This is a genomic window from Aquimarina sp. Aq107 (assembly GCF_943733665.1).
Classification (GTDB): domain Bacteria; phylum Bacteroidota; class Bacteroidia; order Flavobacteriales; family Flavobacteriaceae; genus Aquimarina.
Genome location: NZ_OX030782.1, coordinates 1,247,352 through 1,263,258, shown reverse-complemented (window position 1 = coordinate 1,263,258; position 15,907 = coordinate 1,247,352). Strand labels below are relative to the sequence as shown.

8 protein-coding genes are annotated in these 15,907 nt (G+C 33.4%); all 8 read right to left on the bottom strand.

What is annotated here, in order from left to right; all coding sequences use genetic code 11:
- Positions 1-20: 20 nt before the first annotated feature.
- Complete coding sequence (locus NMK29_RS05090; protein ID WP_108802517.1) at positions 21-1,646, bottom strand: contractile injection system tape measure protein; 1,626 nt, start codon at positions 1,644-1,646, stop codon at positions 21-23.
- On the bottom strand, positions 1,639-6,447 hold the full coding sequence (locus tag NMK29_RS05085) for a hypothetical protein (protein WP_108802516.1): 4,809 nt from the start codon (positions 6,445-6,447) through the stop codon (positions 1,639-1,641). The genes NMK29_RS05090 and NMK29_RS05085 overlap by 8 nt, the downstream gene beginning before the upstream one ends.
- Before the next feature lie 15 nt (positions 6,448-6,462).
- On the bottom strand, positions 6,463-9,276 hold the full coding sequence (locus NMK29_RS05080) for a hypothetical protein (RefSeq protein WP_108802515.1): 2,814 nt from the start codon (positions 9,274-9,276) through the stop codon (positions 6,463-6,465).
- A 13-nt stretch (positions 9,277-9,289) separates the two neighbouring features.
- Positions 9,290-12,616: a baseplate J/gp47 family protein gene (locus NMK29_RS05075; protein ID WP_108802514.1), complete on the bottom strand. Its 3,327-nt coding sequence runs from the start codon at positions 12,614-12,616 to the stop codon at positions 9,290-9,292.
- A 21-nt stretch (positions 12,617-12,637) separates the two neighbouring features.
- Positions 12,638-13,051 (bottom strand): GPW/gp25 family protein, encoded by a 414-nt coding sequence (locus NMK29_RS05070; RefSeq protein WP_108802513.1) that lies wholly within the window; start codon positions 13,049-13,051, stop codon positions 12,638-12,640.
- A gap of 66 nt (positions 13,052-13,117) precedes the next feature.
- Positions 13,118-13,405 (bottom strand): PAAR domain-containing protein, encoded by a 288-nt coding sequence (locus NMK29_RS05065; protein ID WP_108802512.1) that lies wholly within the window; start codon positions 13,403-13,405, stop codon positions 13,118-13,120.
- A gap of 26 nt (positions 13,406-13,431) precedes the next feature.
- Positions 13,432-15,177, bottom strand: a complete 1,746-nt coding sequence (gene vgrG, locus NMK29_RS05060; RefSeq protein WP_108802511.1) for a type VI secretion system tip protein VgrG — start codon at positions 15,175-15,177, stop codon at positions 13,432-13,434.
- 2 nt (positions 15,178-15,179) lie between these two features.
- Positions 15,180-15,905, bottom strand: coding sequence for a hypothetical protein (locus NMK29_RS05055; RefSeq protein WP_108802510.1), 726 nt, complete (start codon positions 15,903-15,905; stop codon positions 15,180-15,182).
- Positions 15,906-15,907 lie beyond the last annotated feature (2 nt).

Here is a 15,907-nt window from a genome sequence, read left to right as displayed (position 1 = left end):
TTTCATACTGCCCATTTACATTACCATTCTACAAACAAGAGTTTATCAATCCACGGAATCTTAATTAAGTTAAGGTTCCATGGTAATTTCTCTAATAGAATATCCTGTGTTTTACGCTCTACTATCATTCTATATTTAGATTGATCATCCAACATCAGTTTCCCAGATCTTTTAATAAAATTTTCTCTTATACCATCTACTGAAGTGTTTTTGAGAGCTTGCCAATTATTTAATACCGCTTGTAACATACGCTCCGCTTCTACCTTATATTTTTGGGGTAATCTTATATTCTTACGAATGGGTTTATCCATTGGATATCCACACAAGAATTTTTCAAAAACTAAATTGTTTTCTAGTTGCTTTTCTCTTTTGGTAGCGATAAAGTGCAACAGATGAATTGCTAAATCTGCCTTTTCTGGTTTAACTTTTCTTTCTTCATTTAGCAGATTTAATTCCATGAACAACCTTTCCAAATACGGGTGAAGTAATACTAAACCTGCATTATGTACATATATAGAAGAATCCTGTTCTAAGAATTCTTTGGGGAATGCTTGATTTATTATGCCCTTAGAATTTTTAACAGGGTTAAATTTTAACTCTTTTAGCTTATTTGATATTACTGTAGAAGTAAAAGGTACTATCTCTTCTTTAAAGGTATGAAATAGTTCTTTTAAAGTTTGATGTGTCCGTTTAACACTTTCTTCTATTATTTCCTGTAGTATTCCAGTATCGATATTACTTCTTGTATCATTACGTATTCCATTGTATAAACCATCCTCTAGGGTTACCAATGAGTCTTTAAAGACCATTTTTTTCAGGCTATCTATTAATGATATTTTCAATTTTAACCATTGTTCTTGTTTTGTTTTATCTGAACTTATCTTATTTAAGATCGTTTTTAATTCAAATACATCTTCAATTTCATTGGTTAGAGTTTTATTGATCTTTTTTTTATTGAGTTTTATAAATACTGAAATTAGATCTTCTTGTAAAGATTTTAGATTCTTATCCGTTAAATATTTCATTATTGTTTCCCAGTAACGTTCTCTGATCACCCTTTTTTTAAGCTTTTTAGGAAACTCTACTTGAGGATTATCTTTTCCTAATATTTTTAATAATTCTTCATTAGAAAACTGATATATCAACCTTTTCCGCACTTGATTATTCAATAAAATTTCACAAAGTTTTACTCTAAAATCTTTACTGTAAATAATATGTGACAAAAACGCGTCTTGTTTAATATCAATTTCTAAATCCCACCATGGGGTTTGACCCGTTTTTAGAAAATGTAAGAATGTTTCAGTATTACTTTTTCCTTTATCTATAGTTAAAAACTCAGCACCTTTTTCTTTAGAAAACTCTGAATCCTTTTTATGGATTAACTTTTTTTGAAGTTCTTTAATTATAGCCATTTGTAACTGCAACTCATCTTTTACATCGTTACTATTGATATTTAATTCTAATTTATCAAGCCTTATTATCGTATTGTTTATAGAGGTAATACTATCAAAATATGTTTGAATTGTAGGTAATAGACTTTGTTTGAAAAACACATCAAGATTATCCTTGAGGTAATACGCCGTTTTTGTATCCGTCGTATTAACTTCAAACAACACTTTGTTTATGATGTGCTTTTTATTAGTCATCTATTCTATTAATTGTGTTTAAAAATCCTTTAAAATTAATCTTGTTATCTACAGAAATATTACGGGAAATATCTGCTACCGAAACTTCTCTACTTACAGTTACACGTTCTCCTGCATCATTGGTAATTGATCCTGCTACAAATCTGTTGTTATTAGATTGTGTATCAATCCCTAATTTTTCAAAAATCTCTAATATTCTTTGAGAATATCTTTCGACATTAGTATCAGCACAGCTAGTTACATATGTGATTAATAAAAATTCATATTGTAGTAATGCTTGAAATAACTGTTTGTCTTGATCAGTTACAATAGTACCGGTATTCCAATCATCTTGATTACTATCAAAGAAATTGTCAAACCTGGCAAATGTATCATCTAGAGGTCTCTCATATAATTTTCTATTCTCTATATCAGAGAAGAATCTATATTCTTCTAGTACGAGTGTAACTAATTTTTTAAGAACCTCATTATCTGTATTAAGTGCTCCATCGTTAGTGGCAAGGTTTATTAATGCTTCGTAAATATAATTTACAAAACCAAATTGACGGGTTTCGCAAGGAATTTCATCTAATACAATCTCTTCTGAAAATTCACTATCGCAGGATAATTCTTCACCAATAAATCTATTAACAACAAGATTAACCGATCCGCTATCAAAATTGAGATTCTCTCCAACACATCTAATAATATTATTAGTTACTTGTATGAAAGAAGGATCAATCTCTTTTCCTGTATTATCTAACAGTTGAATATCTTTCCATTCAAAAACCCAATTTTCATCTAGATTTCTTTGCGCTCCAATTATAAATTCGCTACGATTACCTGTATAGAATATTAAAGTTTCGGGTATTCTATGAACAGTTACATTATAATCCGAAGGTTCTCCATCTACTGTAAATGAAACATTCCCCAAATTACTATTGGACGGAGTAAATTCGAATCTACCATTTCTTCGAGCTACACCATTACCAACGATAGTAGGATCCGCTCCTTCTGGTGTTATTATAAATACTTGTGGTCGACCGTCATTGATACAGAAATCGTCATTTGGCAAGTGTATTTCTATAGGAGGGATTATAGTTATTGGTATTTCCAGGTCTACACTATCTGGTCCACAAGGATCTCCATCTCCTGACACTCTTAATTCTACATTTATTATTGGATTTGTATCGGTCCCGCCTAGACCGGTAAAAGTCTGTGTAACACTTAACCCTGAAAGATTATCATCATTTTCATCTCCATTGAAGATCCAACGGTAATCAAATAAATCCTGATTAAAGTCATTTAAATTTTCTAACGTAAATGTAACTTCAACCTCGTCAACTCCTTCCGGAATTTCTATTGGGTTAGGCGAAAATGTTATTCCGAATGAAGGTTTTTTCCAAACTACTAATGAAGTTTCATCAACTGGATATGGTTGACCATTCACACTAAAAACAACAGGTTCATCATAACTTTCAAAAGTAGTTGGATCAATCTCTATGCGATTATTCTCAATAATCATTATTCCTGTAACTTCTGTTGTTACATCACCATTCGCTGGAGTTACTGTGAAGTTTACCGTTACCACTTCTCTACCCAAACATACATTCCCTTCTTCAAAACCTATAAATATTTCTTGTTCTTCAAACTCTATTTCTTTCGTAATTGCGGGCTCACAAGGACCATTTGAAGCCGTTAAAGATACCTCGACCATATTACCGTCAATAGCAGCTAATTCGTAGGTATGTATGATAGCATCTTGGGTAGTTACAATATTAGGTGTATTATCTCCAAAATTCCATTCGAAACTCACATCGTCCGGCAAGTCTTCTCCTGTAACACCAAAAGTTACCTGCGCTACACCTTTCTCAAAATCATAGACGATTCCATCTACCTCAAAATCGAAAACAGGTTTCTCATACACAGTTATTTTCGCATCTGTAAATTGATCATTTACGGTAAACGTAATTTCTGTTCCACGTAATGCTGGACTTACCAATTGTGGATCAAAAACATATCTATTATCTTCATTCAGTCGAACTCCTCCATTCAATGGTGCTTCGACATTTGCTTTTACTTCTCCATCTTCTGGAATCACTTCAAAAAGTATAGGCTGTGTCGTATCATCAAGACATACAAAAGCAACCGGTAATCTAAGAGATACTTTTTGTGCAGGAATAATAAAATTAACTGGAGCACAATCAGAACAGCACATATATGGCAATGCAAAATCTGCTAATACAGTTCCTTGTGGTAAATTAATATCACTGGACGCTAATAATGACTCTTCTCTACTTAATAATCCTTTAAGTTGTTTTTCTAGTTCTAAATCTACCGATGCTTCTCCTCTTAGTGCATTCATTCTTTGAGTAAAAGCGGCTATTTCTCTTTCTACTTCATCTTCTTGCTCTCTACCAATAGTAGTCTCACTAGGTTTTCCTTTATATACCATAATAAAAGTTCCGCCGGGTTGTACTCCTGCTTTGTGTTCTAATCCCGGGTGTTTTTCTACAAACTTGGCTAAGGTTTTTTGAGCTAAAATTTCTTGTTTACGCTTTTCAATGTCATCAAGTAATACCTGAATTTTTTCTGCTGCACAACAATTAACTGTTAGCTGATTTAATAATAATTCTATCCTTGACTCAAATCCTCTTCTAACGTAGCTGCTTTGTTGATTTCTATATAGAATCGTATTGATTCTTTTCTGATAGTCATCTACCAATTCACAAAGTTCTTTTACTGAGGATGAGAATCTATCCAACCTCGAAAAATTTAATTCTGAAATCGAAGTAGGTATTAATCTTGTAGTTGCTCTAGCATAGGTTAATAATTCATAGGGTAATCTAATGGTAACTATTCTTGTTTCTTCATCTAATTCATTGATAGCATCATTCTCCCTGATTTTGTCCTCTATTACTCTAATTAAAGTATCCGCTTCTCTATCTGGATTCTCTAAAATAGCTTCATTAATTACTGCTCCAATTACATCTTCATCTTTATAAAGACTTTCTTCTATTATTTCAATTGGTTGATATAAAATAGATTGCGTAGTGATTAATTCTAAATTCGCTCCATTTCCTGATGTTATTCTATTCGTTAGAGAAGTAAGATCATTAACTGTTCTAGAATCTTTCTTTAATATTGCTTCCCGTTCTTCTCTTATATCTGTTGTGACTGTTCTTCCAAAATCATCTACAACATAATATTTGTTTTTACCTGGTTCGGTGACACTAAATCCTGAAAAGAATTGAGCTACATCTTGATATAAACATTTTTGTTCTTTTAAAAATGCTAAAAGGATTGTATTAAGATCATCAAAATGACAGTTATATTCTGTGATATCAATATCCTCCAGTGTCTCATCAATGCTCAATACTTTAACATCAAAAGCCAAACCTTTGTCTACCTTAATCTCGTTAATTGCCGTGAGAGCCTCTCGATAATCCTTTCCTAAATGTCCTTCTATTCGATAGAAGTCAAATTTATTCAAGCAATAATCTAACGGGTTTTGTACTGCATCATTCGTAGACAAGTTTTTAGACTGATACCCTAAATTACTCTCATACTGATACTTAATAGATTTATTATGATCCCACGATTTAATCAGATTTTTTGTTGTTTCAAAATAATATGGTATCGATCTATCACTTAAATCGAATATATAATCCTTTGAAGGCGTGATCTTTATCAACTCTTCAAAATTGACCACATATTCTCTTACCATATAATATATACGATCCATCAAACTTCTAATTTCTTTTAGTCTTTCATCGCTATTAGGAATAATTATAGAAGGATAAAATGCATGTCGGCAAATCAAATATTCTTTATCTGTTACCAATTCTCCTAGTAGTAAATGCTTAGGGAATGATGTTTCTAAAGGACAACACACCATTCTAAGGTCGTATAACAGTATTTTTATTTCTTCGTAGGTCTCTTCTACATCTTTTAATACGTCATATCGATATTGAATATCTAAAGGAATTCTATTAATCGAAAAATTAAAGATTTTTTTGAAACCGTCTGTTATTGTTGTCAATTTTGAAGCTGCCTGATCTAGTTGCAACAACCTATTAAAATTTGTAAATAAACTTGTGACTCCTGTTATTAAACTAAATGAAGCAGAGGGTGCTTCATTTATTGAGCGAAAATAGCTAGCGATAAGATTCACATACTTTGTCGTATTATTTTGATTGAGTATTACTCTTTTCACCGACACTTTAGGTAATTCTAAATAATCCTCTATAGTATTATGTTTTGTAAAAACAGCATCGGTAACATTCATAGCTTCGACATCTGCTTTATTGAGTAATAATATTCTAATCTTGGCAACTTGTTCCTTACCTTGAGTATCACAATCTATAGAAGTACATGGCGTTTCTTCTTTGGCGTAATTTTCTAAGTACAGCACCACAACTTTGTTTGCAATACTTTCTAATGTATTTAATGTTGCTGCTGCTACCTCTTCTGATTCTTCTGTCGTAAACAGCTCCAGAATGTTCCCATTATCTTGAAATTTTGGATACTCTGCATCTCTATCTTCAAAGAGTTTAAAATGAGTATAGGTTTTTCCTTCATATTTGACAAGGTCTCCATCTGTTGTTACTCCACATCCCTCTGACACACTGATGGAAGAGTTCTCCGTGTATGTCATATTCAGTCCACACACAATACCGACGCCACTTAGACACACTCGTGTTAACCTATTTTGATCTTCAAAATAATCAATAATTGTATTGAGTTGTTCTGCTGTCAACACCTGATCAGGAACAAACGATCTATATTGTGTTGTAATTTCTTCTAGTTTTATTGTTGCCATGACGTTTCTTCTTTTTTAAAGGTTGCCAATATTCGTTCTTCCTAATATTATTTTGTTTCCCGTTTCTTCTGTATCATCATTATCACAATCATGTAATCTTCCTGTGTGATAAATGGTATGTACATTATTCATACAATCCACTAATTCATTAACTGTACTTCTGTAATTTTCTATAGCCGATTTACTATCAATAATCTGATCGCAATGCAATAGTTCTAAAAAGGCTTTATATTTTTCTTGTATGTTGAGCATTTCATTTTCTTCATCAGAAATCAATCCTTTAGGATATCCTATCCAACAAATTTTAGCTAGTACATGAGCTGGGAGTTCCTCACGAATTAACTGCTCTGCAAACGTCCTGAAATCTTTATTACCAAATCTTTCTGTCCAACCCGGCAATATAATTGTCACTCTGTATGAATAAGGGTCTACAGGGCTACATGTTTTACAATCAGAATCCAAACAAGTAGGCATAAAATCCTCTGGTCCTGCATCTGGCAATAGTATTTCTGGTGGATCTGCATCAAATTGATTAAGATTATTGGTGTCTGGACGTAACAAAATATGCTCAATCACATACATGCCTTCATCTGCGCTGATTTCTTTTATCAATTCAATTAATGCATCTCTTGCTTCTATTGACTCTTCTTCTGTATCTGTAAAAGCGATTCTTCTTGCGATAATTCGATCTTCGCTATCTGGATCAGTAACTCTTGGATTGATAAGATTAAAATAGGTTTTCGTACCATCTACCGTAAGTTTGAGATCATAGTTATCAGGATTCTTGGCTAGATGATATGCTAGGAATAATTCTTCGAAAGCATCGGATAAATTATGATAATGTTTACTAGATGATAATAATATTTGTGTTTCGTTTTTTATTCTCCAACGATACTCTATTACATCATCATCATCCGCTTCTTCATAGACTTCTAAAAACTCTGTCACTAGATCTCGTCTTTTGTAATCAACGACTCCTAAAAGACGTGATACTCTTTTCTGAAACCCAGAAATATTAAATGTATCCCAGATACCATTATCAGTATCCGTAGTTTTGGGATTACAATAATTAAAACCTAATCCTCTCTCGCAACTGATTTGTTTATAGTCTTGTAAAAAACTTAGCTTCGCTCTAAGAATTTCATCATTGGCACTTTGATTATCTCCATATAGTATTTTCATAATAAATACATAATCCGAAAACCGCTCTGCAAACCGACCTATTAAATGATCTAAAAACTCATTTCTTCTTTTATAGAAAACTTCATCACCTGTATATTGTCCTTTGACATTATTCATTGTTTCTATAAGATCTTGCTCATATATTGGAGCATCTGTTAGTATCTTTTTAATGTCAGTTATATCGTTTACTTTCTGAGTATAAAAAGTTTGTTTTACTTTTAATTCTTCATCTGCTGTAAGTACCGTGTTATCCAAATACAGCTTTCTTAAATCCTCGTCTACAGATAACAGATCCTTTACTTTAGATAATTGCTTTAGATAGTTTGCCAATATTTGATCAAAGAATAATAAATACCCTTTTAGTTGTTCTGCTTTGGCTTTACGAGAAACACTAGCATTACCCGGAAGTCCAATCGTAGAGATGCCATAAGTGTCAGGAAAATCATTCTGAATAGTTGTATAACTTTCTGGCGCTTGATAAGATCCCAGAGGCATTTCTACATCTTCGATATCAACACTTAGTTGTTTTGCCTTTTCTTCTGCTTTTAGTTGCTCTTCATACTCCTCTAGTTTACTTTGATTAATACCGATTGGTAATAAACCTTTAGTGAAGTTAAACGTACTTTTGTCGCAACGAATGGGTTTATGCCAATCTTTAATACATATATTCCATGAACCTTCTAAACCGAGTGTTCCATCGCAATTACCAATAGAAATATCCTTGATCACATTTACTCCTTCGATATTCATAATTAATTGAATCATATCTGAAAGTCTTACTTGCTTTCTAAGGTCTGCTGCTATAAGTTCTTGTTTGTCTATAAACCCTCCTTTTACATCTTCAAAATCTACACAGCCGCCCTTAAATGGAATAGGGCCTTCAAAAATCTGATCTGTAGTGTATCCTCTATCGAACATCTGCTGAAGAGAATAAAAACTGACCGTCGGAGAAAAATAAAAATCTATAGCTTGATAAATCAATGCCAGCACATATTCTTCATCAGCTCCTGGTTTAAGATCAATATATGCGCAGATTGCTATCGGATCTTCTTGCACCAGTGTTACATCTACTATATCTTCACAAAGATTTCTATTCTGATGATAGATATCTCGTACCTTATTAATGATAATATCTGGATCTTCAACTTCATCTTCGAGATCTAAGATGATATCATTAAGTCCTTGTAATTTAAAAGGAGCAGGTACCAATTGATCTTCATCAAAAACGTTATAAGAAAGTTGTGCTGGGTGTACATCACAATTAATATGTATATATTGTTCATGTGCCTTAATCCAAGCGTTTTTGACACCTTCCACATGAATAAATAAATTTCTGTAGTCTATCGCTGTAATTGGTTTAGTTGGTAAAATATTTATTGCTGAAAGAAATTGCTCATGCATCTTAGCAAAATTATTTTCTTTAGATGCTAATAAGTTTTCTATTGGCATTTCGATACGTTGAGAAAGATCTGTTATTGCGTAAGATAACATCTCCAAGATGGTCACGCCCGGATCATGAACATTATAATCAGTCCATAAGTTACTACCTATTTTTTCGATATATTCTATACCGATCTGTCTCAGATATTCGAAGTCCAAATCATTTTTGGTACTTACATTTTTTGGTATGGATATCGTCTCGTTCATTTGTTTCTTGTTATTATACAGATACTACTGTCTTGCATTCTTGCTCTGGAGTAACTTCCCCTATAGAATGACTTGTAAACTTTACTGAGGTAAGTATGACCTTTGCACTTGAAGGCACTACTTTCTTTACTTTTTTAAATTTCTTTTCTCCATTTTCTTTTACACCATCTTCCTGCTTTAATTCAAAATCTGTGATATAATCTACATATTCGAGTTTTTCGATATAATCTATGACCGAACTCTCATGTAAGGTGGTTCCAAAATCTATAGATGTAGTTTCTTCAAAAGCCCAAGGCGCTAATAGTTTGGCTATATCTTTCTTTAATTGTGTTTTATAGAAATTTTCATCTTTTCCTTCATAAAACTTCGCTTTCAAAATAACCTTTACTTCCTCATATACAGGGTTTATAACCTGCGCCGTGACATGGAGTGTGTTTAATTGATTTATGAAATTCTGAATATCATTCCTCTTAGTTTTACTAATTCTTGGCTTGTAGGGATCATATACGTTTTGATTAATCGTATTAGGAATTACAACCAGAGTCACATCTCCTGGAGATAAAAAAGAGGTAAATGACGTATGATTTAAACAGTTTACTTTATAGATATCAGGAAACTCCTGTAGTACGAGTTGTTCATAATCCCAAATAGTGATTGCTCGTTGTTTATGTCTTAACCGTTCACTAATTCTTCTATAGAATTCTGGATCAGTTTCTTTTGGTTTTCCTTCAAAAGATCCATATTCTTGAGCCGCTCCTTTTACATTCGCTAAACGCTCTACAAGTTTAGATATAGTTCCTCCTGGAATGCCATATTGCAAGTGACTTAGATCTTCATTATTATTTTCGAACTGAGCTAATACCGCTTGCGCTTTGATATCGATCAATTGGCTTACGGTATCAAAATCTCTTGGATTATCAACTTTCACCCAATGAAATCCAGATGGAAGTTTGTTGTTATCTTTTGTTGCTTGTTTTGGTATTGAAAATTTTACAATTCCTGATTTTAAGAAGTTATCTGTATTATTAGTGATTATATAATCATCATTAAGAGATAACCATTCGTTATTACATAATATAGACCAATTTAGTTTTTCTCCTTCAGCAAAATCATTTGTGGTTTCAGGGTTTTCACTTCCCTCTAAGGTCTGAACCAGTAAAGAAACATTTTGTAGATTTTCCGCATTTTCTAAAGCGATATACAATGATCCATTTTTATATGCTGGAAGTAATCTAATAGTAATATCATCCGCAGATCCTAAAACTGAGTTTTGCTTTAACTCGCTACTTTCTTCTGAAATACCAAATGGATGTTCGTGAAAAAGTTTTACATTCTTTGCAGCAATACTTGCCTGAGCATCATATCCTACCTGTATGGTCTCTACCTGTGGAGAATAAGGATCATTAGGTATCAGTGGCGGATTTGATGCATTAAATATATCCGTAATTGATAATGCTACAGAAAAAATCCGAGGAAACATTTCATGCAAGAAAGATTCATTGAGAATTAGTTTTATAAATCCTTTTTTTGCGGCAGCGCTAAACCTCTCTTTTGGAGCTGGTTTACTTTGTACTTTTTTATCATCTTTTGTGAAAATGATTTTACCATCTTTTCTAGAAAGTTTTTTTTGCAAAAAGAATCCATCTACCTCATCTTTTGAACCTGTGTTCGTATCAAGATCTTTTGTTATTTCAATAGTTCCTCCACTGAACAACTCATGATCTGTTACTTTAGGGTTCCATTCTCCATTTTCCAATATTTGTACCGCAGCTTTAAAGTAATCCTCTCCTCCTACGATTGAAGTTAAGCTTCCTTCTCCAAGAACATCTCCACTCGGATCTACAGTTAATGTATATTTTGACTTACTTAGTATACCTCTAAACTCCTCTTTGTATGCACGATATTTTTCTACAAAATCTGTAGGTCTGTCTTTCCAAGAAAGGTCAACAGAAACTTTTGTCCAATTTTTATCTAATGCTTCGGGAACTCCTATAAAAAAATTACCTCCTTTTACCGGTTGCGGACCAAAAGGGTAAAATGGTTTCGAAGGGTCTAACGTTCCTAAGTCGCTTTCTACCACAATATCCTGTATAGAATCTACAGACACATTGATAATGATATCATTTACAACAGTTTTAGAAAAAAGTTCTTGAAATATTCCTCCTTTATTTTGAAGATTTTCAGTGTTTATATCTTTATTTTTTACCACAAATCTTACCACAGGATCTATTGTATGATAAGGCTCTAAAAGTATTTCTTCATTATAATTCACAACCGGATCTGCTCCTTCACCTATTTGTACTACTAATACTAACTCTTCCGATGTTATAGAGGAGGCGTTTGTACCTTCAATAATAATTTCTCCTTCTATCCATTCCTTTTCTCCACTAAATAATACTGCAATCGAATCAGGAAGATCTATCACGTCTAGTTTTGAAGCATCGAAACTGCTTAGTTTTATCGTAAAAGTAATAGTTCGATTTCCTTCTTTGAGTAATAAAACCGAAGAGGAAACACCGAATCCTGTCTTTGCAAATGGAAGGTTCGGATATGCTCCTGTATCCTGAGTTGCTCCAGGTGTATCTTTTGGATACCCAAAAGGCCACCATCTAATCTCGTCATCCGGAAAACCTTCTCCCAATCCGTCAAATGAATTCGCTACGAAAGCATTTCTTATTCCAATAGGTTCTATAATTTCCGTCTCCCCTACTTTTTCTATTCTCTTCTCATTAAAAACACTTCTTAGAGAAGCTACGGTTGCTTTGTTAACAACAATTTCGTTCTGAGTTTTATAAATACGTTTTTGCCCGTTACTGTCTTTTCCTCCATCTAATGCAGTGCTTTCATCAATTTTTACTTCGGTTGCTTTTTTCGCTAGTTCAAATAGTATATGTACCTTATCTTCAACGGGAGCTTTATTATCTAGTTTTAATACTTGTTTGTAATAAAAATCAAGATGTTTTTTAGAAAGTTCATTTAATCTGTCTTGCGAAAAGGAAGTCAGTTTTAAAAAAGCTGCAAAAAGTGTTAGATGTGGTTCTATATTTTTTTGAAGATTGTTTTCTTCATTAGATTCTTCAAGATTTTTTAGTTTATCTACAAAAGCCTTAATTTCATTTTCATTAATAAAAAAATCATTCCAATCTCCCGAAACTGTATTGGTTTCCGTATCAAAATAATTAACTTTTCTTGAGAACAGCATTGCAAATCGCATCCAATCCTCAGTAGTAAGATCATGTAACTTAACACTTCCGGGATCCAAAGTTTCTATAAAACGTTGGCTTTGGGATGTACCGTTTCGCATTAACAATAAATCGTTATGTTCGCAATTGCTACTCATTAATACTTCTTTTTATATTTTTTAAATATTAGTTCCTTCTTCTTTATAGAAAGGGAATACCAGATTACTTCTGGAATTAGTTGCCCTAATTCTATAATCAAGAATGATCAACAATTCTCCATCTAATTCATTTGTCTGATCCATATTTATCTTTTCAAGATCAATTCTGGGTTCATAATACAGAATGGCATTTTTAATTAACTCTTTGACAAAAGTTTTTAAAGTCAGGTTTAAGGGTTTAAATAATAATTCATCCAGATTGCATCCATAATTAGGTACCATAATGCGTTCGCCCAATCGTGTAGACAATAGAATCTCTAGACTGCTTTTGATATCTGCTTCATCTGAGAGCATTTCTACTCTTCCTTTTCCCTTTTTACTAAACTCTGGAGGAAAACCCCAACCTGTTCCTAAAAAAGATGTATTTGTACCCATTGCTATTCTTATTAACCTTTTATATTATTTTTATTTCTCCTAACCTTTTGCCTTAACTCAATATTTTTAACCTATCATCACTGTTGATAGACCTAAGACTATAGTTCCTCCATGTGATGTACTATCTCCTAATCTAGCCGCAGGCATACCACCAATCATCACTGTTCCAGAGCCTACAATTATAGTATCTGGTGGTCCCACACAGGTTGCCATATCACCCACTCTTGCTGCTGGTAATCCTCCAATCAATACTGTTGGTTCTCCTGCTGGAAGTATTGGGCCTCCTACATGTGGTACAACTCCTGTTACCATTGGACATACATGCATATCTGTTATTCTTGCTGCTGGTGGCATCTTATTATGTTTTATAATGGTTTATTCTAATTTATTTGTACTAAAGAACCTTTAAGCGTTGCTGTTGCACTTGAAGACATTTCGACTCCTGCAGATCCTTCTGCTTTAAATTGTGCACTAGCAGTAATGTTTACATTAGTCCCTTCTATATTTACATCGCCTGAAGCTGTCATATTGATATCGCTTGCACTTTCTATAGCTATACCTGAATCGTCGATAGTAATGACATTAGAGTTATCATCTTCAATTACAATAGATCCTGCATCTTCGTCTAATACCATTTTTTTTCCTGCTGGTGTTTCAATGGTTATTGATTTTTTATCATCATCAAAGAGTATTTTCATTTCACTTCTGGTAATAAAACCTTTCTCATGATTATCATCGGCTGCTGTAATAGGAGCTGGTTTAGCACTACTATGAAGCATCCCCAGTACTACTGGATCATTAGGATCATCATTGATAAATCCAACAATTACTTCATCTTCTATTTCTGGTCTAAAAAAAGCTCCTCTGTTTTCTCCTGCATCCAAAGAAGCAACACGGCACCATATTCCCTGCTCTTCGCTATTGACGATAGGAATTTGTACTAGAATTCGATCTTCTCCATCAGGATCTTCTTCTAACTGGCTTACAATTCCAACTTGAAGTCCACAGATTGCGGATAATAGTCCTGATGCTGGCATTGCATTGATTTCATATGTTTCAGAAAACCATTTCGGGTTTATACCAAATTGCGCATCAACAGTCCAGTTTCCTTCAGATATCTGATGACTAACTCCGGTCACATATATCTTCCCATTAAACCGATCTCCAACTCCTTGAAGATTCAAAATAACTCCTGGCTTTGCTGCAGGAATTCCTTGAAACTTTACTCTTCCTCTTATTTTGGACAATTGTTGAAACATCCATTTGGCATCACTCCAGTCCTGTAATTCTGCAGTAGAAAGTGTTCCTCCGTGTCTTAGTTCTAGATTTTCTAAGGCTATCACAGATGACAAATCAGATGGTGCTAGGTTACCGTTTAGACTTACTCCTGGATCTGCTCCTTCTGCTTCTACAATTTCCTGATCTGCATAGTTCCAACTATAAGAAGTAACTTTATCAATCTGATGTCTTGCATCTATTTCTGCATCCAAATCCAGAATCGTAGTTCCAAAAGTTACTGTCTCTGTAGGTTCCGCACTAAAATCAGGTTTTTTGATGGTAAGTTTTCCTTCATCTACAAAACACAGTTTACCATTAGCTTGTGCTCTACTTACTATAAAATCCCAATCCGAAATATTATACTGCACAAGTTCTTTATGCTCATGATTTGTAGCTTCTACTTCTTTGTCAATTCCGTAAGTATCGATAATCTCTTCGATAATACCGCTATCTTTATTTTCATAGAAATATTTACTTTTTCTACCTATTGTAAGTTTTACGGCTTCATCTTTACATTCCAGAATCAAGTAAGAACCATTCGTTTTGATTTTGATATTATGTTTGATCACAATCCCTTTGAATATTGATTCTTCGTCAGAATGATATCCCGCTGTGATTTCGATTTCTGCTCCGGGAATAAGAAGTTCTTCATTACTTAATTCAAAATCTTGTTTTGCTGGTTCTCCATCGATAAGAATGATCTTAGCGGTTGAGATTCTATTGACTTCTTTTTCTACAATTATTGTTTTTACTTGATACTTCTTAGATAATTCCTGACCACCTATCAGTATTTTAGTAGTAACTAAATCTGCACTTTTTGAAGTCTGTATAACGCTACCTTCTGCCATGATTACGAGATTTTTTCTATGGGTGGAAAGAAAATTTCTTTTCCTACTTCCAATTTTCTAAATGATGTAAGCTGATTTACTTTTGCCACCTCTAGATAGTATTTAGAATCTCCATAAATACGATGTGACATTAGTGGCAGTGTATCTCCTTCTTTTACGATTCGTAAATGTGTTAAATCTGGAGATTGATTATTTTCTCTTGCTACGCGTAAATCATCTTCTACAAACCCTTGGAATGTACCTTTTGCAACTGCTCTAATTGGTGTACCGTCTGGTTTAAATAGCTTAAACTCGATACTCATCTCAGTAAGTTTCCCTTTAAAAAGTAATGCTCCCCAGGAGATCATCACATAATTAGGTTCATGTTCTTCTCCGTTATAATCGAGTATTACCTTTTTAAATTTTTCGATATCATCTATAATCCCTTCTCCTTCATCCTTTAACACTTTATTATCTTCCGTACTATTGGGGTCACCTCCATAATGAACTAATACTCCAGAACGATCAAAAAGAAATTCTAATACAAGATTTTCTGGAAGTTTTTTATTGAACCTCGGAGATAAATCACTGGTACCTGAAGCTTGATCTTCGTTTTGCTCAATCTTATAGTTAAAAGTATACTTCTCTGGATTAAGTAAAGTAATAAATTCACCGTCTGCCACCTCATTATTAAACTGAGGGTCACTATAAGCTACTACTTTTAGTTTTGTTAATTCTCCAGTACTCATGA

Coding starts and splice junctions, on each gene's coding strand:
- NMK29_RS05055 (WP_108802510.1), bottom strand. CDS start 15,905: ATGAGTACTGGAGAATTAACAAAACTAAAAGTAGTAGCTTATAGTGAC.
- NMK29_RS05065 (WP_108802512.1), bottom strand. CDS start 13,405: ATGCCACCAGCAGCAAGAATAACAGATATGCATGTATGTCCAATGGTA.
- NMK29_RS05075 (WP_108802514.1), bottom strand. CDS start 12,616: ATGAGTAGCAATTGCGAACATAACGATTTATTGTTAATGCGAAACGGT.
- vgrG (WP_108802511.1), bottom strand. CDS start 15,177: ATGGCAGAAGGTAGCGTTATACAGACTTCAAAAAGTGCAGATTTAGTT.
- NMK29_RS05090 (WP_108802517.1), bottom strand. CDS start 1,646: ATGACTAATAAAAAGCACATCATAAACAAAGTGTTGTTTGAAGTTAAT.
- NMK29_RS05070 (WP_108802513.1), bottom strand. CDS start 13,051: ATGGGTACAAATACATCTTTTTTAGGAACAGGTTGGGGTTTTCCTCCA.
- NMK29_RS05080 (WP_108802515.1), bottom strand. CDS start 9,276: ATGAACGAGACGATATCCATACCAAAAAATGTAAGTACCAAAAATGAT.
- NMK29_RS05085 (WP_108802516.1), bottom strand. CDS start 6,447: ATGGCAACAATAAAACTAGAAGAAATTACAACACAATATAGATCGTTT.